This window comes from Phaeobacter sp. CECT 5382 (assembly GCF_001457775.1).
Taxonomy (GTDB): Bacteria; Pseudomonadota; Alphaproteobacteria; order Rhodobacterales; family Rhodobacteraceae; genus Pseudophaeobacter.
On record NZ_CYSG01000002.1, the window covers coordinates 54,462 to 73,135 of the forward strand.

The 18,674-nt window shown below is 54.9% G+C and carries 15 protein-coding genes and 1 pseudogene; 6 read left to right on the forward strand and 10 right to left on the reverse strand.

Annotated features, from left to right (window positions below; all coding sequences use genetic code 11):
* Window positions 1–27: 27 nt before the first annotated feature.
* Complete coding sequence (locus PH5382_RS02185; protein ID WP_058332722.1) at window positions 28–900, reverse strand: ribokinase; 873 nt, start codon at window positions 898–900, stop codon at window positions 28–30.
* 5 nt (window positions 901–905) lie between these two features.
* Window positions 906–3,161, reverse strand: coding sequence for an NADP-dependent malic enzyme (locus PH5382_RS02190; protein ID WP_058332723.1), 2,256 nt, complete (start codon window positions 3,159–3,161; stop codon window positions 906–908).
* A 316-nt stretch (window positions 3,162–3,477) separates the two neighbouring features.
* On the opposite strand from PH5382_RS02190, the gene PH5382_RS02195 reads away from it, so the two are divergent.
* Together PH5382_RS02195 and mutS are read left to right on the forward strand one after the other, a co-directional pair.
* A complete protein-coding gene (locus PH5382_RS02195; RefSeq protein WP_058332724.1) occupies window positions 3,478–4,323 on the forward strand; it encodes a flagellin N-terminal helical domain-containing protein in 846 nt (281 codons plus the stop codon).
* Window positions 4,324–4,425: 102 nt separating this feature from the next.
* The gene (gene mutS, locus PH5382_RS02200) at window positions 4,426–7,074 is read left to right on the forward strand and encodes a DNA mismatch repair protein MutS (RefSeq protein ID WP_058332725.1); all 2,649 of its coding nucleotides are present in this window, start codon (window positions 4,426–4,428) and stop codon (window positions 7,072–7,074) included.
* Window positions 7,075–7,184: 110 nt separating this feature from the next.
* On the opposite strand, the gene PH5382_RS02205 is transcribed toward mutS, so the two are convergent.
* Both PH5382_RS02205 and hrcA read right to left on the reverse strand, forming a co-directional pair.
* On the reverse strand, window positions 7,185–7,748 hold the full coding sequence (locus PH5382_RS02205) for a nucleotide exchange factor GrpE (protein WP_058332726.1): 564 nt from the start codon (window positions 7,746–7,748) through the stop codon (window positions 7,185–7,187).
* A 9-nt stretch (window positions 7,749–7,757) separates the two neighbouring features.
* Entirely contained in the window at window positions 7,758–8,822 is a 1,065-nt protein-coding gene (gene hrcA, locus PH5382_RS02210; protein ID WP_058332992.1) for a heat-inducible transcriptional repressor HrcA, read from the reverse strand.
* Between the two features lie 143 nt (window positions 8,823–8,965).
* Between hrcA and rph the strand changes: the two genes are divergently transcribed.
* From rph to PH5382_RS02230, 4 genes are read left to right on the forward strand one after another with little or no spacing between them, the layout of a single operon-like run.
* Window positions 8,966–9,679 (forward strand): ribonuclease PH, encoded by a 714-nt coding sequence (rph, locus tag PH5382_RS02215; RefSeq protein WP_058332727.1) that lies wholly within the window; start codon window positions 8,966–8,968, stop codon window positions 9,677–9,679.
* The gene (gene rdgB, locus PH5382_RS02220; protein ID WP_058332728.1) at window positions 9,676–10,290 is read left to right on the forward strand and encodes an RdgB/HAM1 family non-canonical purine NTP pyrophosphatase; all 615 of its coding nucleotides are present in this window, start codon (window positions 9,676–9,678) and stop codon (window positions 10,288–10,290) included. Before rph ends, rdgB begins: the two co-directional genes overlap by 4 nt.
* Complete coding sequence (hemW, locus tag PH5382_RS02225) at window positions 10,283–11,437, forward strand: radical SAM family heme chaperone HemW (RefSeq protein ID WP_058332729.1); 1,155 nt, start codon at window positions 10,283–10,285, stop codon at window positions 11,435–11,437. The genes rdgB and hemW overlap by 8 nt, the downstream gene beginning before the upstream one ends.
* Window positions 11,438–11,461: 24 nt before the next feature.
* Window positions 11,462–11,815 carry a YbaN family protein gene (locus PH5382_RS02230; RefSeq protein WP_058332730.1) on the forward strand — a complete coding sequence of 118 codons (354 nt, stop codon included), beginning with the start codon at window positions 11,462–11,464 and terminating at the stop codon, window positions 11,813–11,815.
* Here the strand turns inward: PH5382_RS02230 and PH5382_RS02235 are convergent, their stop codons facing one another.
* The 6 genes and pseudogenes from PH5382_RS02235 to rho all read right to left on the reverse strand — a co-directional run bounded on the left by PH5382_RS02235 (window position 11,816) and on the right by rho (window position 18,619).
* Entirely contained in the window at window positions 11,816–12,709 is an 894-nt protein-coding gene (locus tag PH5382_RS02235; protein WP_058332731.1) for a ParB/RepB/Spo0J family partition protein, read from the reverse strand. It abuts the gene before it with no gap.
* Window positions 12,710–12,724: 15 nt separating this feature from the next.
* On the reverse strand, window positions 12,725–13,534 hold the full coding sequence (locus PH5382_RS02240; RefSeq protein ID WP_058332993.1) for a ParA family protein: 810 nt from the start codon (window positions 13,532–13,534) through the stop codon (window positions 12,725–12,727).
* Window positions 13,527–14,147 (reverse strand): 16S rRNA (guanine(527)-N(7))-methyltransferase RsmG, encoded by a 621-nt coding sequence (gene rsmG, locus PH5382_RS02245; protein WP_058332732.1) that lies wholly within the window; start codon window positions 14,145–14,147, stop codon window positions 13,527–13,529. The genes PH5382_RS02240 and rsmG overlap by 8 nt, the downstream gene beginning before the upstream one ends.
* Window positions 14,144–16,018 (reverse strand): tRNA uridine-5-carboxymethylaminomethyl(34) synthesis enzyme MnmG, encoded by a 1,875-nt coding sequence (gene mnmG / locus PH5382_RS02250; RefSeq protein ID WP_058332994.1) that lies wholly within the window; start codon window positions 16,016–16,018, stop codon window positions 14,144–14,146. Before mnmG ends, rsmG begins: the two co-directional genes overlap by 4 nt.
* Before the next feature lie 12 nt (window positions 16,019–16,030).
* Entirely contained in the window at window positions 16,031–17,317 is a 1,287-nt protein-coding gene (gene mnmE, locus PH5382_RS02255; RefSeq protein ID WP_058332733.1) for a tRNA uridine-5-carboxymethylaminomethyl(34) synthesis GTPase MnmE, read from the reverse strand.
* Between the two features lie 30 nt (window positions 17,318–17,347).
* Window positions 17,348–18,619 (reverse strand): annotated as a pseudogene (gene rho / locus PH5382_RS02260) (transcription termination factor Rho).
* Window positions 18,620–18,674: the final 55 nt, after the last annotated feature.

An 18,674-nucleotide genomic window follows, 5' to 3' on the forward strand; every position in this document is an offset into this window, starting at 1 on the left:
GCTTTCGCAAAAACAGGGTGAGTCGGGTCAGAACCGCGCGTCCTGTACTTCCTTGAGATCCGGAATCACATCGGCGGTGCCGTGACGCATGACCATCAAGGCACCAGCGCGTGCCGCCTGCGCCATGGCTTGGGCCATCGGCAAGCCACGATCCAGACCCGACAGAACATAACCGGTGAAGGTATCCCCTGCCCCGGTGGTATCTACGGGTGTTACCGGTAAGGCCGGAATGTCGCGAACCTCGCCGCTGTGCCGGTCAAAATGGCGCGCGCCTTTCGCCCCGAGGGTCACAATCACATGGTCCACGCCCAGCGCCTGCGGTGACTTGCCTGTCGCGGCTTGCAATTGCTCGGCCTCGACCTCGTTCAGGAACAAAAGGTCAAGAAAGGGCAAAACCGCCTGCACCGCTGCCGCATCAAAGGGCGCGGCCGCATAGGCTACGCGTAGCCCCAGATCGCGGGCCATTTTTGCGGCTTCGGCCTGCAGGTTGGTTTCGTTCTGCAAAACCAGAATATCACCAGCGCTGGCCTGCGACAGCGCCAGTCCGATCTGGTCTTGGGTGATGCTGCGATTGGCACCGGGGAACAGAATGATCTGGTTTTCCCCTGCTTCATCAACCGCGATAATGGCATGGCCCGTAGGCACATCAACTGATGCAATGCGACGGGTATCGACGCCATATTCCATCAAACGCTGCACCGCCCAACCACCTTCGGGACCGACGGCGCCAATATGGTGCACGACGGATCCCGCGCGGGCGGCGGCGACCGACATATTGGCCCCCTTGCCGCCCAGGAACTGGTCCAATCCAGTTGCCGCCAGCGTTTCGCCAGCGACAGGCAGATGCGGCATGCTGTAGACCATATCCGCATTGATTGATCCCAGATTCCAAATCGCCATGATGCCTACCCGATGTTGCAGGCCGCCAGAACGGCCATGTTCAGAACATCATTGGCGGTCGAAGTCGTCGAGCAGATCTGGATCGGCTTATCGACGCCCGAAAGGATTGGCCCCACAACCGTGGCGCCCCCCATTTCCTGCATCAGCTTGACCGAGATCGAGGCAGAGTGGCGCGCCGGCACGATCAGGATGTTTGCCGGACCGGTCAGACGCTGGAAAGGATAAGCCTCCTGTGCGGCGGCATTCAGTGCCACATCGACGGTCATCTCACCCTCGTATTCGAAATCCACGCCGCGTTTGTCCAGCACGGCCGGTGCGAGATGCATCTTTTCGGCGCGTTCCGACACGGGATAACCAAAGGTCGAGAAACTGACAAAGGCCACCCGTGGATCCAGACCCATATGGCGGGCGACGCCTGCGGCACGTTCTGCGATTGTGGCAAGATCATTCTCGTCCGGCCATTCATGCACCAAAGTGTCACCGATCAGCACGATGCGTCCCTTGTGCAACAGCGCTGTCACGCCAGCCGCACCGTGGTCACGATCCGCATCAAAGACATGGTTGATCTGGTCCAGAACATGGGCCGATTTACGTGTGGCCCCTGTGACCAACCCATCGCCATGGCCATGGGCCAGCATCAGTGCAGAAAAGACATGGCGATCGCGACCAACCAAACGGTGGACATCTTTGCGATCAAAGCCTTTGCGCTGCAGGCGTTTATACAGGAAGTCCTTATAGACATCGAAATGCGTGGTGTTGGCCGCATTGACGATCTCCAATTCGCGCACGGCATCGCCCAGACCTGCGGCCTCCAGCTTTTGCTTGGCGTCCTCAGCCCGGCCCACGACCAGCGCCTTGCCAAAGCCTGAACGCTGATAGTTGACGGCCGCGCGCAGCACCCGAGGATCATCGCCTTCGGCAAAGATCATCCGGCTTTGAGCCGAGCGCGCCCGCGCATTCAGACCGCGCAGGATCGAGGCGGTCGGATCCATCCGACCCTTGAGGCCAACCTCATAGGCTTCCATATCGATGATTGGTCGGCGCGCAGCACCCGTGTCCATGCCCGCCTTGGCAACCGCAGGTGGGATGCGGTGGATCAGGCGCGGATCAAAGGGCGTCGGGATGATATAGTCACGACCAAAGGTCAGCGATTTGCCATAGGCCAGCGCCACCTCATCCGGCACATCTTCGCGTGCCAGGGCGGCCAAAGCATGGGCGCAGGCGATTTTCATCTCGTCATTGATGGCGCGGGCATGGATGTCCAGCGCCCCACGGAAGAGATAGGGAAAGCCCAGCACGTTGTTGACCTGATTGGGATAATCCGACCGGCCCGTCGCGACGATCGCGTCGACGCGGACCTCATGCGCCTCTTCCGGGGTGATTTCCGGATCCGGGTTTGCCATAGCAAAAATCACCGGATTGTCGGCCATCTTGGCGACCATATCCTGCGTCACGGCCCCTTTGACCGACACACCAAGGAAAACATCGGCGCCATCCATCGCCTCTTCCAAGGTGCGCAGCTCAGTGGTGATGGCATGGGCCGATTTCCACTGGTTCATGCCCTCGGTGCGACCTTGGTAGATCACACCCTTGGTATCACAGACGATGCAGTTTTCATGCCGCGCGCCCATGCGTTTGAGCAGCTCAATACAGGCGATGCCGGCGGCCCCTGCCCCGTTCAGCACAATGCGCACATCTTCGATCTTTTTGCCCGAAATATGCAGCGCATTGATCAAACCGGCAGCACAGATCACCGCCGTGCCGTGCTGGTCATCGTGAAAGACCGGGATATCCATCTCTTCCTTGAGCTTCTGCTCAATGATGAAACACTCCGGCGCCTTGATATCTTCGAGGTTGATGCCGCCGAATGTCGGCCCCATCAGACGCACGGCTTCGATGAACTTGTCCGGGTCTTCGGTGTCGAGCTCAATATCGATCGAGTTCACATCGGCGAAGCGTTTGAAGAGAACTGATTTCCCTTCCATCACCGGTTTCGATCCCAGTGCGCCAAGATTGCCCAGACCCAGAACCGCAGTACCATTGGAGATCACCGCAACAAGGTTGCCCTTGTTGGTATAATCATAGGCGGTTTCGGGGTTGGCCGCGATCGCCTCGCAGGGCACCGCAACACCAGGGGAATAGGCCAGCGACAGATCCCGCTGCGTCGTCATCGGGACGGTAGCATTGATCTCCCATTTGCCGGGGGTTGGGTCCAGGTGAAAGGCCAGCGCCTCTTCGTCGGTGATCTTTGCTTTGGGCATGGGGTTTCAATGTCCTCTCATTGTCGCGCCCAGTCATATCTCAGCCTCGCGCACCTCTCAATCCGGGCTGGAAAGATTTTCCCGCAGGGGTTTTGCCTAAAATGCGCATTAAATCTCAAAGTTTTCGCCCTATTGGCGCCTTGTTTCAGACACTCGGACGCTGCAATCATTGCGCAAGACTTAACAGGTAAACCCGGGCTTAAAATGGCTCGGCAATCTTGTGCCAAGTGTCCTCGTCAGAACGGCGTTATATCTCCGCATCCGTTATTGATGCATTTTCCTTGGCTAAGTGCTTTGATCATAAGGAAAATAAAATATGACGAGTATCAATTCCAACTCAGGTGCAATGACTGCATTGCAAATGCTGGGTGGCACCGTTGACGCCAGAGAAGACGTTCAGAACGACATTGCCACCGGCCAGAAAATCGCGTCAGCCCAGGACAATGCGGCCGTCTGGGCAATCTCACAAATGATGCAAAGTGACCTAAGCGGCTATAGCGCCATTTCGGACTCTTTGTCGCTGGATGAAGCAACAGTTGCTGTTGCAGCTATCGGCGCTGAGCGCGCCAGTGACATTCTGGTCGAAATGAAAGAGCTCGCAATCACTGCCACAGCTGGAAATGCCGATTTCGCGACCATCGAAACTCAGCTGGCCCACAAGACTGAACAGCTGAATTCGGTGATCTCTGCGTCCCAGTTCAACGGCGTCAATCTCCTCAATACCGACATTGACGGCAACGGTGCATCTGCATTGACGGTTTCCGAATCTCTTACCCGGCAGGGATCTGCTGCAGGGGGTGTCTCTACAATCTCCATCGACAGCCTCAATTTCGAAGGTAGTCCGAATTTTGATATCGAAAACCGAACCCCAATCACCGATAGCAGCTCCGCCATAGCCGCCCTTGGGGAAATCGAGGGGTTCTTGCGCTACGCCATAGAAGGTGCCGCAGCTATGGGCGCGGCAGCCAGCCAGATCTCTGATCAGAACGATTTTATCGGTAAACTGTCAGACACCGTACAAATGGGCATCAGCAATATTCGCGATACCCAAATGGAAGAAGCCTCGGCGCGCCTCACGGCGCTCAATGTCCAGGAACAACTGGGAACCCTCTCTCTGTCGATTGCAAATGCATCGCCGCAGACACTGCTCTCTATCTCCTGAGTTCCCGCCGGGGCTGCATGATCTCGCAGCCCCGGCATATACGGGTTTTCCTTCGCTGCCCCCCACTGTAAATGTCATGCACCGACGACCGGGGGAGCAGGCATGACAGTAACGCCCATGATGGCGCAATACCTCGAAATCAAAGCGGCGCATCCAGACGCCCTGCTTTTTTATCGGATGGGCGATTTCTACGAGATGTTCTTTGAGGATGCTGTTAACGCGGCAGAGGCGCTGGATATTTCGCTGACCAAACGCGGCAAACACAATGGCGAAGACATCCCCATGTGTGGCGTGCCCTTTCATGCTGCCGAGGGCTATCTGCTGACGCTGATCCGCAAAGGTTTTCGCGTCGCCGTCGGAGAACAGCTCGAAACGCCTGCCGAAGCCAAGAAACGCGGCTCCAAATCGGTGGTCAAACGTGACGTCGTGCGCCTGGTTACACCAGGAACCCTGACCGAGGATTCGCTGCTCGAAGCGCGGCGGCACAATTTTCTGGTCTCCTATGCAGAGCTGCGCGATCAGTCCGCCCTGGCCTGGGCCGATATATCCACTGGCGCATTTCACGTCATGCCCCTGACCCGCGTGCGCCTGTCACCGGAATTGGCACGCCTGGCCCCATCAGAGCTGATCGTCGCCGAGGGCTCCGCTTATGACACAACCGCCTCGCTGGCTGATGAATACAAGATTTCGCTGACCCCGCTGGGCAAGGCAAGTTTCGACAGCACTGCGGCCGAAAAACGGATCTGCGACCTGTTTGGCGTAGGTGCATTGGACGGGTTTGGCACCTTCAGCCGCGCCGAGGTCTCGGCCATGGGTGCCTTGATCGACTATCTCGAGATCACCCAAAAGGGCAAACTGCCGCTGCTGCAGCATCCGGTGCAGGAATCCGAGGATCGCGTGGTGCAAATCGATGCCTCCACCCGCGCCAGTCTGGAACTCACCCGATCCCTGTCTGGTGGTCGCGCCGGATCGCTGTTGTCGGTGGTAGATCGCACCGTCACCCCTGGTGGTGCGCGATTGCTGGAACAGCGCCTCTCCAGTCCGTCGCGCAATCTGGATGTCATCAACGCTCGCCTCGCAGCGCTTGATTTCACCGTGGAACACGACCAGCTCTGCGAAGAGCTGCGCAGCGCCCTGCGCAAGACACCGGATCTGGACCGTGCCCTGTCACGGCTCGCCCTTGATCGTGGTGGCCCCCGGGATCTGGCCGCCATTCGCAATGGGTTGGAACAGGCCGATGCAATCGCTGCCCGCAATGCGGACGAAGATCTGCCCCCCCTGATGGCTTCTGCCAGCTCAGATCTGACAGGGTTTGACGCCTTGCTCGATTTGCTGGACAGCGCCTTGGTTGCCGAGCCACCACTGCTGGCCCGCGATGGTGGATTTATCGCCAGCGGCTATGATGAAGAACTGGACGAAGCCCGCACCCTGCGCGACGAAGGCCGCTCTGTCATCGCGGGGATGCAACAGAAATATGCCGACCACACCGGCATCACCTCTCTGAAGATCAAGCACAACAACGTGCTGGGTTATTTCATCGAAACCACCGCAACCCATGCGGACAAAATGCTCTCTCCGCCCCTGTCTGAGAGCTACATCCACCGTCAGACCACCGCAAATCAGGTGCGATTCACCACCGTTGAACTCAGCGAGATCGAAACCCGCATTCTGAATTCCGGAAACCGCGCTCTAGAGATCGAAAAGCGGCTCTATTCCGCCCTTTCAAGCGCAATTATGGAATGCGCCGCCCGCCTGAACGGGGCTGCACGAGGTCTCGCAGAACTCGATCTTCTGAGCGCATTGGCTGATCTTGCCCGGGGTGAAAACTGGGCCCGACCAAAGGTCGATAACAGCCGTGCCTTTCACATCGAGGGCGGACGCCACCCAGTGGTGGAACGCGCTCTGCGCCAGCAAAGCGGTGATACATTTGTAGCCAATGACTGCGATCTTACGGCGCCAGATGGAAAAACAGGCGGAGCTGCCATCTGGCTGCTCACCGGTCCCAACATGGCCGGTAAATCGACCTTCCTGCGCCAGAACGCCTTGATTGCCCTTTTGGCACAAATGGGCAGCTATGTTCCGGCTGAAACCGCCCATATCGGCATCGTCAGTCAGCTGTTCAGCCGGGTTGGCGCCTCCGATGATCTGGCGCGTGGTCGATCCACATTCAGGGTGGAAATGGTGGAAACAGCCGCAATCCTGAACCAGGCGGACGACCGCGCCCTGGTCATTTTGGATGAAATCGGTCGTGGCACCGCCACTTATGACGGTCTGTCCATCGCCTGGGCCACACTGGAACATCTGCACGAGGTCAACCAGTCGCGGGCCCTGTTTGCCACTCACTACCATGAACTTACACAGCTCTCGAACAAACTCTCAGGTGTCGAAAACGCCACTGTCTCAGTGAAAGAATGGGAAGGCGAAGTAATCTTCCTGCATGAGGTCAAAAAGGGCGCTGCAGACAGATCATACGGGGTCCAAGTCGCGCAGCTGGCTGGCCTGCCCGCCAGCGTCGTAGCCCGCGCCCGCGATGTGCTGGATATTCTTGAACAGGGCAGTCGCGAGGGTGCTGGCGCCAAAATCCGGATCGATGATCTACCGCTATTTGCTGCTGCTCCACCGCCGCAACCAAAACCCAGTGTCGGCCCTTCGCCGGTTGAGGAGCTGCTTGGCGGTATTCATCCGGATGAGCTGTCTCCACGTGAAGCACTTGAAAAACTATACCAGCTGAAAGACGCAGCCCGGTCCTGATTGTGGGTGCCTGATTTCGGGTGATGGAAGAGTAAAAAAGGCGGCCCCTCATTTCTGAGGGCCGCCTTTTTACATTCTGTCAGGTTTCTAGCGGAACGCCGGATCCAGGATCAGCCAGCTGGCGTCGAGGACACACCCACCTGTGCGGGGCGCAACAGACGATCATGCAGCATAAAGCCTTCGGCTGAAACCTGGATGATATCGCCAGCTTTGGTTCCCGGTACTGGAGCTTCAAACATTGCCTCATGCACCTGGGGATCAAATCGGTCACCAACCTGTGGAGACACGATCCGCACGCCGTGCTTTTCAAACACGCCGACAAGCGCACGCATGGTCAATTCGACACCTTCGATCAGAGCAGAGGCAACTTCTTTCTGCTCATCCGTCGCGGCCTCGACCGCGCGCTTCAAATTGTCAAAAACCGGCAGCATGTCACGCGCCAGTTTTGAGCCACCATATTGCTCGGCCTCACGGCGCGCCTTGTCACCGCGTTTGCGGGAATTCTCAGCGTCTGCCAGCGCGCGCATAAAGCGGTCTTTATACTCGTCGCGCTCAGCCCGCAGCTCATCAACTTCAATCGCAGCATCGTCCATTTCAGCCATCTCCGCTGCTAGCTCTTCCGCTTCGACATTTGCGATATCGTCCAAAAAATCGTCGTTTCTGGGCTCTGCCATTTTTCACCTCTAACTCCGGTCGGAAAGCAACTTCCCAACCAGTTGCGCCGTGTAATCCACAATCGGCACAATCCGTCCGTAATTCAGACGAGTCGGGCCTATCACCCCGACCGCGCCAATGATCTTTCGATCAGAGTTCATATAGGGAGACACCACCAAAGAGGAACCCGAAAGTGAGAAAAGTTTGTTCTCGGAACCGATAAAAATGCGTACACCCTCTCCGTCTTCGGTGAGTTCGAGGAATTCTGCGATGTCCTGCTTGCGCTCCAGGTCATCAAACAGGTTGCGAATGAGGTCCAGCTCCTCTGGGACACCGGCCTCTCCGATCAGATTCGCCCGGCCGCGCACAATCAGACGCGCCTTTTCGCTGTCGTCATCCTCCCAGGCTGCCAAACCGCTTTCGATCATATCCTGCGCCAGCACATCGATCTCTTGTCGGCGGGCATCAATCTCTTTTTGCATATCGCACCGCAGGCCACTCAGCGTACGCCCCTCGATCAGTGCATTTAGGAAATTCGCCGCCTCGCGCATCGAGCTGGGCGTCTGCCCCGGCGGCGGGCTAAACAGCCGGTTTTCCACCCGACCGTCAGAGAACACCAAAACCACCAGTGCCCGATCCTGCGCCAGAGAGACGAATTCGATATGGCGGATCTCCGCCTCTCGTTTTGGCGTCAGAACCAAAGACGCCCCCTGTGTCACCCCGGAGAGCGCAGCCCCAACGCGATCCAACATGCCACCTACATCACCGGCATTCTTACCAAGGGTCGCATCGATCTTTTCACGATCCGGCGCTTTCAGGTCTTCGACCTCCAGCAAACCATCAACAAACATCCGCAAGCCCATCTGTGTGGGAATGCGCCCGGCACTGACATGTGGACTGTCGAGCAGGCCGAGATACTCCAGATCCTGCATGACATTGCGCACGGTTGCGGCACTGACCTTTTCGCTCAAGCTCCGCGTCAGGGTGCGGCTGCCAACCGGCTCGCCACTTTCAAGATAGCTTTCGACGACCGTGCGGAATACCTCGCGCGAGCGGTCGTTCATATCACTCAGAATTTCTTTGGCGTCAGTCATCGGCGATTTTTGCGATACCATTTTACAACGAGGAAGCCCCAGCTCTAAGTTGCCATTAAAGAGCGGTGGGATAAAAGGTCAATCATGCTTGCATCCCCGCAACGCCGGCGGCTATCGGATGATCAGCAAAAAAAGGATACCCTATGCGACCCTCTGGACGAAATCTGAACGAAATGCGCTCCGTCTCAATCGAGACCGGTTTCACCAAACACGCCGAGGGCTCCTGCCTGATCAAAATGGGTGAAACCCATGTGCTGTGCACTGCCACCCTCGAAGAGCGGGTTCCCCCCTTCATCAAAGGATCCGGCTTGGGCTGGGTCACCGCTGAATACGGCATGCTGCCCCGCGCCACTAACACCCGCATGCGTCGCGAAGCCGCAGCCGGCAAACAAGGTGGTCGTACAGTCGAAATTCAACGCCTGATCGGTCGCGCCCTGCGGGCCGGCGTGGATCGCGTGGCCCTGGGTGAGCGTCAGATCACCATCGATTGTGATGTTCTGCAGGCCGATGGCGGCACCCGCTGTGCCGCAATTACCGGCGGCTGGGTCGCCCTGCGTTTGGCCGTGAACAAGCTGATGAAAGTTGGCGACGTCAAAATTGATCCACTGATGGATCCTGTCTCGGCGATTTCCTGCGGTATCTATGCCGGCCAGCCCGTGCTGGATCTGGACTATCCCGAAGATTCCGAAGCGGGCGTTGACGGCAACTTCATCATGGCCGGCTCAGGCAAGCTTATCGAAGTTCAGATGTCCGCCGAAGGCTCCATCTTTTCGCGCGATCAAATGAACCAGCTGATGGACTTGGCCGAACAGGGCACCGCAGAGCTCGCTGCAATGCAAAAGGCCGCCTGCGCATGAGCCGTAAATTCGTCGGCAGCAGGCTGCTGATCGCAACCCATAACAAAGGCAAGCTTGAGGAGATGACACATCTCCTCAAGCCCTTTGGCGTGGAGGTTGTGGGGGCTGCGGAACTGGAGCTGCCAGAACCCGAAGAAACCGAGGACACATTCGTCGGAAATGCCCGGATCAAAGCGCATGCCGCCGCCAAGGCAACGGGACTCCCTGCCCTGTCAGATGACAGCGGCATTACCATCGATGCTTTGAATGGGGCCCCCGGTGTCTACACCGCCGACTGGGCTGAGACCGGAAATGGCCGCGATTTCATGATGGCCATGACCCGCGCCAATTCTGAACTTGATGCAATCAACGCGCCAAACCCGCGCTCCGCGCAGTTTCGCTGCACACTGGTTCTGGCCTGGCCCGATGGTCATGATGAAGTATTCGAAGGCGTGATGCCCGGCGAACTTGTCTGGCCCATTCGCGGTGCCCATGGATTTGGCTATGATCCAATGTTCATGCCTGAAGGCCACAGTCTGACCTGCGCTGAAATGGCGCCAGAAGAAAAGCACAAGATAAGCCATCGCGGCAAAGCTGTTGCCGCCTTTGTCAAAGGCTGTTTCGGTGGATGATTGGCGGCATGGTGGCTTTGGCCTATATGTGCATTGGCCTTTCTGTCAGGCCAAATGCCCCTATTGCGACTTCAACAGTCACGTCACGGCAAATATTGACCAAAACGCCTGGGTTAGAGCCTATTTGAGTGAACTCAAACGTGTCTCTAAACCGCTAACTGGCAGAGTCTTAAACTCCATTTTCTTTGGCGGTGGCACGCCGTCTTTGATGTTACCGGAAACTGTTGCCGCAGTGATCGAGGGCGCACGTGAAATCTGGCCCTTTGCCAATGACATAGAGATCACTCTTGAAGCCAATCCAGGCTCTGTCGAGGCCGGGCGTTTCGCAGGGTATCGAGACGCTGGCGTCAATCGGATCTCGATGGGCATTCAGGCCCTTAACGACGAGGATCTGCGTCGACTTGGCCGCATTCATTCGGTTGCCGAGGCCCGCGCTGCATTCGATATAGCCCGCAACTGTTTTGACCGGGTCAGTTTTGATCTGATCTACGCGCGCCAAGGTCAGGATCTAAAACACTGGCAGACAGAGCTCAAACAGGCGCTGAACATGGCGATTGATCACCTCTCGCTTTACCAGCTGACCATCGAAGAAGGCACCGCCTTTGGGGATCGCTATGCCCGCGGCAAGCTTCGTGATTTGCCAACCGATGATACCGCCGCAGACATGTATCAGGCGACACAAGACATCTGCGGAGCGCATGGCATGCCAGCCTATGAGATCTCGAACCATGCCCGTCCAGGTGAAGAATCCCGTCACAATCAAATCTACTGGCGCTATGGCGACTATGTCGGAATTGGACCCGGGGCCCATGGTCGTGTGACGATTGACGGCAAACGCTATGCCACCGAAACCCATCGCGCTCCGGGTGCCTGGCTGAAGGCCGTCGCCAATGGGTCTGGTCAATCACTATCTGATCAGCTGCCCCTTAAAGACATGGCTATTGAATATATGATGATGTCCATGCGCCTGACAGAAGGTATGGATATCGCAAGGTATACTGGACTTTCCGGAACGGAACTACCTACGCAACCGCTTGAAGATCTTGTCAATCTTGGCATGGTGACTATCTCGGATCAGAGGCTCTGCACCACGGATAAGGGCCGACCCGTACTGAACGCCATTTTGCGAGAACTGCTGGTCGATTAACCCAATTGGACAGGAAAGACCGCCATGAGAATTCTCTACGCCGCGCTGGGACTGCTTGCACTTGGGTTGGCCCTCATTGGCGTTATCCTGCCCCTGTTGCCCACGGTTCCCTTTCTATTACTGGCAACGTTTTTCTTCGCCAATTCATCAGAACGGATGCACAATTGGCTGATCAGTCACCAAACATTTGGTCCAATGATCCTTGACTGGAATGAACGCGGGGCCATTCGACCAGCTGCAAAAAAGGCGGCAACCGTATCGATCGCCGCCGTATTTCTATTGTCGCTAATTCTGTCTGCCCCCACGCATGTCCTGATCATTCAAGCCGTGGTTTTGACAGTAGTCCTGACCTTTATTTGGACCCGCCCTGGAAGCTGATCAACGGCTCAAGATGTTGCAGATCTCATCCAACTGATCCAGCGTTTCATAGCTGATAGTGATGGAACCGGATTCTCCGCCGACCTTGTGATCAATTGAGATCTTCATCCGCAACATAGCCGAGAGATCCCCTTCCAAAGCCTTTGTATCTGCGTCCTTTTCAGCCGCGGCACGTGGTCTTCTCGGTGCAGCACTCTGCAGACCTGCCGCATCTTTTTTCACCAAAGCCTCAGTCGCCCGCACGGACAACCCACCTTTGACGATCTTCTGTGCCAGATCAGAAGCGTTGTCAGATGTGATCAAAGCCCGTGCATGACCCGCAGATAGTTTTCGGTCATTTACAAGAATGCGCACGTCCTCTGGCAGGTTCAGCAAACGAACAAGGTTCGCAATATGGCTACGGCTTTTCCCCAAAGCTTCGGCCATCTTTTCTTGCGTGTGACCAAAACGTTCCATCAGCTGCTTATAGCTAAGTGCTTCTTCCATTGCGTTCAGATCAGAGCGTTGAATGTTCTCGATGATGGCAACTTCCATCATCTCCAAATCCGAATAATCTCGAATCAGGACCGGAACTTCGTGTAGCTGTGCCGCCTGGGCTGCCCGCCACCGACGTTCACCCGCTACAATTTCATACATTCCTTCGGGACGAGGACGAACAATCAGCGGCTGCAGAACGCCTTTTTCCTTGATCGACGCAGTCAGATCATCCAGATCTTCCTGCAAGAATTGCCGCCTTGGCTGATCCGGGTTTGCGATAACCTTTTCAATCGGAACAAGAGTTTCCGCATTTCGTGGTGCTTGGACTTCGGTACTGACCGGTTCCGGGTTCACATCCGCCATCAATGCCGAAAGGCCGCGTCCCAGGCCACGAGGTTTGTGTTTCTTTTCGCTCATTTTCTCGCTCCGCTATCAGGCCGCAATTTTATGATGATTTGCCAAGAGTTCCACAGCCAAAGCCCGATAGGCCTGCGCGCCCAGAGAATTTCCGTCGTAGTTCAATACAGGCAACGCGTAAGAAGGCGCTTCGCTCACTCGAACATTTCGCGGTATTTTGGTTTCAAACACAAGGTCTCCAAGATTATCCCGAGCGTCCTGCTCGACCTGCTGAGAAAGGTTATTGCGACGATCATACATTGTCAGCACGATCCCTTCGATTCTCAGGGCTGGATTTGCCGCCTGCCGGACCTCACGAATGGTCAACATCAATTGTGACACCCCTTCCAGCGCGAAAAATTCACTTTGCAACGGGATGAGTACAGAATGCGCCGCGACCATGGCGTTCACCGTCAAAAGGTTCAACGACGGAGGGCAATCAATAAGAACATAATCCCAATCATAATCGTCCATTGCCGTTTGACGTAGAGCGTCGTGCAGCAGATAGCTCCGTTTCTCATTGGCAAAAAGTTCGATATCAGCTGAACTCAAATCCACTGTCGCAGGGATGATGCAGAGATCTTCGATCTCTGTACTACGAATGACCTCATTCAAAGGCGCATCATCAACCAGGAGGTCATAGGTCGTTAAATCTCGGTCAGCGGCTTCGATTCCCAAACCAGTAGAGGCATTCCCCTGTGGGTCGAGATCAACAACCAAGACCCGCAACCCGGTTTCAACCAATGCCGCTGCCAAATTGATTGTCGTTGTCGTCTTCCCTACCCCACCTTTTTGGTTCGCTACGGCGATGATACGAGGCCCCTCGGGGCGGGATAAATCAGACACGAGCCACTCCATCTATCTTCAAAATAACAGCATCAGGTTCAGTTAAACTTGTAATCGGTTCAACTTCGAATCGCCATTGCTGCCTTGCGATATCCACCTCTTTTTTCCAACTTTGCCCTTTCGGAAACAGTGCGGTGCCAGTTTCAGCCAAATGCCCTTCGGCGAATCCCAGAAGCGTTGTCAGATCAGCCAATGCTCTTGCGGAAAGTATCGAAGCCCTTTGCGGCGCAACTTTTTCAATTCGGTCTGCGATTACTGAGACAGAAACTCCACATTCACGGGCTGCAGAACGCAAAAACGCGGACTTACGCTGATCACTTTCGATAAGTGTTACTGATGTTTCTGGTGAAAATTCAGCGGCAAGTATGGCGATAACAATTCCTGGAAACCCTCCACCACTGCCGATATCGACCCAGGAAGGACCAGGCGTGGCTACACAATTGAAGACCTGGACCGAATCGATAATGTGCCTCGACCAAAGCTGTTCCAAGCTATTCTTTGAAACCAGGTTAATTTTTGGATTCCATTTGAGTAGAATATTTTCAAATTCATACAGTCGATCCAATGTTTCACGTGAAACATTCATCTCGTCTAGGATTTTATTCTGCATCATCCCGATTTTTCCTGTTTACTCCGAATGCGTCGAAGCCGAGCAAGGACCAAAGCCAATCCAGCTGGCGTCATACCGTTAATACGAGCCGCCTTTGCCAGTGTTTCAGGGCGCGACTCTGACAATTTGATCCGTAGTTCAGACGACAATCCTTCAATGGAGTGATAGTCGAAATCTTCTGGAATGGTATATCCTTCGTCCCGCTTCATAGCAGAGATTTCTTTTTCCTGCCTTGCAATATAGTGAACGTAGAGAGCATCCCGCTCCAACTGCCGCTTTATCTCCAGATCCACTCCGGAACACTCGGGAATCAAAGGCTGAAGATCATCAAAATGAACATCTGGGAATGCCAGGACTTCATACCCAGTTCGCTTATTTCCATCTTGGTTGACATAGATCCCAGCCTCAACAATTTGTTTTGGCGTAAAGATTGAACCTTCCAAGATTTCCCGTGTCGCTTGGAGACTCTCCATTTTTTTGGAAAACACTTTCCGTCGTTCATCGGAAATGCACCCAATTTTCTCTGCAAGAGGTGTAAGTCGCTGGTCTGCGTTATCTGCACGAAGCGACAGCCTGAACTCGGCGCGGGATGTGAACATGCGATATGGTTCGGAAACACCGTTAGTGGTCAAATCATCCACCATGACACCAATATAGCTGTTCGAGCGCCCAAAGATCACCGGTTCCTCATTCAGACACCGTCTGGCGGCGTTAAGACCTGCGACAAGCCCCTGCGCAGCGGCTTCTTCATACCCGGTTGTTCCATTGATCTGTCCGGCCAAATACAATCCTGGAACATCCTTGAGCGATAATTCAAGAGTAAGAGCTCGAGGATCCACATAGTCATACTCAATCGCATAGCCAGGTTGAAGGATCTCGGCCAGCTCCAGACCGACAATTGACCGTACGTAGTCCTTTTGAACTTCTACCGGCAGGCTGGTGGAAATTCCATTGGGATAGACCGTATGATCATTGGCACCTTCAGGCTCCAAGAAGATCTGATGAGATGCCTTTTCCGCAAATCGAACAATCTTATCTTCGATGGAAGGACAGTAGCGTGGGCCTATCCCTTCGATGTGGCCACCATACATTGCAGATCTAGAAAGGTTGTCCCGGATTATGTCGTGGGTTTTTTCATTGGTATGTGTGATCCCACACACCACTTGCTTTGCATGTAGACGCTTGGTCATAAAAGAAAAGAAAGTCGGATCGTCATCCCCTGGCTGACCTTCGAGTATGTCCCAATTGATCGTTCTACCGTCGAGCCGTGGTGGCGTTCCCGTTTTCAATCTTCCCAACGGAAGTTCAAAACTGTCGAGACGTTCTGCCAATTTGACAGAGGGCTTGTCCCCCATTCGTCCACCAGGTTTGGAAACATCTCCGATATGGATGATCCCACGTAGGAAGGTTCCCGATGTCAATATTACAGTTCGGCTTGGTATCTCGCTGCCATCAGCCAGTACCACACCGCAGACACGGCCGCTTTCCATCAAAAAGTCAGTCGCCTCGCCTTCGACTATTTGAAGGTTGGCTTGCGCTTCGGTAACCGAAAGCATTTCCTGCTGGTATATAGTGCGATCAGATTGTGCTCTGGGCCCCTGGACAGCCGGTCCCTTTCGACGGTTCAACAGGCGAAACTGAATTCCCGCGAGATCAGCAATCTTGCCCATGACCCCATCCATGGCATCAATTTCTCTGACAAGGTGTCCTTTTCCCAATCCACCAATTGCTGGATTGCAAGACATCACCCCGATTCCATTTCGGGATAGAGTGACCAATGCGGTACGTACACCCATGCGTGCTGCAGCATGTGCAGCTTCTGTGCCGGCGTGCCCGCCGCCAATCACAACGACATCAAAACTTGAATGTTTCACGTGAAACACTCCCTATTTTCCCAAACAGAAACTGGAGAATATTTCATCCAGCAGATTTTCAACGCCGACACGACCAACAAGCATTTCCAGTGATCGAATGGCAGACCGCATATCTTCGGCCGCGATATCATAGAATTCTGATCCGCGCCGCAAGACCACTTGTGCCTCGGCTAAACTGGTCAAGGCGTTTTCCATCATATCGCGATGCCTTGCGCGGGTTGCAATACCCACTTGCGTCGATCTCGTTTTCAAAACAGTAGAAACATGCTCAACCAACTGATCAAGGCCCTGCCCTGTCTTTCCCGAGATTGCCCCAGCCTGATCTTCGCGTTTGTCCGCTTTAGGAGCTAGCCGGATATCCCCCGGCTGCATCTCCATATCCAGGATCTCGCCCGGTTCTGCAAGAAACACCCGGAGATCTGCTTGATCCGCCCGTTTCCGAGCCAGGGCTATACCGATACCTTCGACATGATCCTCAGTCTCGCGCAGGCCAGCCGTATCAAGCAAAGTAACAGGCAGGCCAGCAAGATCCATACGAACCTCAATAACGTCGCGCGTAGTTCCAGCATACTCAGAAGTAATTGCTGCCTCACGTCCCGCCAACGCATTGAGAAGAGTAGATTTTCCGACGTTTGGTGCGCCGATGATGGCCACCTCGAATCCCTCACGGATACGTTCGGCAATCTGAACTCCAGATGTCTCTCTTCTCAGATCATTTTCAACACCAGACAACAACTCTACAACTTCGGGTGTCACATCAACGGGCACATCTTCATCAGCAAAATCAATGGTCACTTCAATCAAAGAGGCAGCACGGATCAGATCTGTGCGCCAACGCTCTGCAAGTTGCCCCAATCCACCTGCCAGTATGACCTGCGCCTGTTTTCTTTGTGCTTCGGTCTCAGCGTCGATCAGGTCTGCAAGGCCTTCGACCTGTGCTAGATCCAGTTTACCATTCTCCAACGCACGCCGGGTGAATTCCCCGGGTTCTGCGATGCGCAACTCAGGCCTTGCCGACAGTGCATCGAGTACCGCAGAAACCACTGCAGTGCTTCCATGTACCTGAAATTCAACGATATTTTCTCCAGTGAAGCTCGCGGGAGCCGCAAAGGAGAGCACAAGTGCCTCGTCCAGAGGATCACCTTGCGCATCCTGGATAACGCGCAGCCCCCTGCCCTTTGCCGGCAGAGGATGATCGCAGATCTGATTCGACGTCTCCAACGCCAGAGGCCCAGAGATGCGAATTACAGAAACCCCGGCCTTCCCCTGAGCGGAGGCCAACGCAAAGATCGTGTCCATGTTGGCCTTCCTCTTCTGCCGGCCCGGGTTTTAGGTATTCATCGAATCGAAGAAATCGGAGTTCGATTTAGTCTGCTTTAGCTTACCCAACAAGAACTCGATCGCATCCGTGGTGCCCATAGGGTTGAGAATTCGCCGCAAAACAAAGGTCTTTGCTAGGTCGCCCTTATCAACCAAGAGCTCTTCTTTCCGGGTGCCCGATTTGAGAATATCGATCGCCGGGAAGACGCGTTTATCCGCGATCTTACGATCCAGAACCAGTTCAGAGTTACCTGTCCCTTTGAATTCTTCAAAGATCACCTCGTCCATCCGGCTTCCAGTGTCGATCAGCGCGGTGGCGATAATGGTGAGCGATCCACCTTCTTCGATGTTACGCGCTGCACCAAAGAACCGCTTGGGGCGTTGAAGGGCGTTGGCATCGACACCACCAGTCAGAACCTTACCGGAAGACGGCACGACAGTGTTGAAGGCTCTACCAAGCCTTGTGATCGAATCAAGCAAGATAACAACATCTCGCTTATGTTCGACCAGACGCTTGGCTTTTTCGATCACCATTTCAGACACAGCAACGTGGCGTGTGGCGGGCTCATCAAAGGTGGAGGAGACAAACTCTCCTTTGACCGAACGCTGCCTGTCGGGGACTTCCTCAGGGCGTTCATCAATCAGCAGAACGATCAGCTAGCACTCTGGGGGGTTCTTCTCGATCGAATTGGCAATATTCTGCAAAATCACAGTTTTACCAGTCCGTGGCGGCGCCACGATCAGAGAACGCTGGCCTTTACCAATGGGGGCAACCAAATCAATCACCCGCGCCGAACGGTCCTTGATGGTGGGGTCTTCCACTTCCATCTTGAGACGTTCGTCCGGGTAAAGGGGGGTGAGGTTATCAAAAGCAATCTTGTGGCGCGCTTTTTCAGGATCCTCAAAGTTGATCTTAGTGACGCTGGTCATAGCGAAATAGCGTTCTGCCTCAAGCGGTGCCTTGATCTGGCCTTCGATGGTATCACCCGTACGCAGCGAATGTTTGCGGATCATGTCAGGAGAAACATAAATGTCATCCGGACCCGGCAGATAGTTGGCTTCGGGCGAGCGCAGGAAGCCGAATCCGTCCTGCAGAACCTCCAACACGCCATCACCACCGATTTCCCAGCCTTCGTCCGCGCGTTCCCGCAGGATCTGGAACATCATCTCGCCCTTGCGCATGGTCGAGGCGTTTTCGATCTCAAGCTCTTCGGCCATAGCCAAAAGGTTTTTCGGGCTTTGCGCCTTGAGATCAGACAGATTGAGGGATTCGACGGTCATCAATATATGGCCCTTATGCCCCGGGTGCTCGGGGAGAGGTTTTCTTATCAAGTTC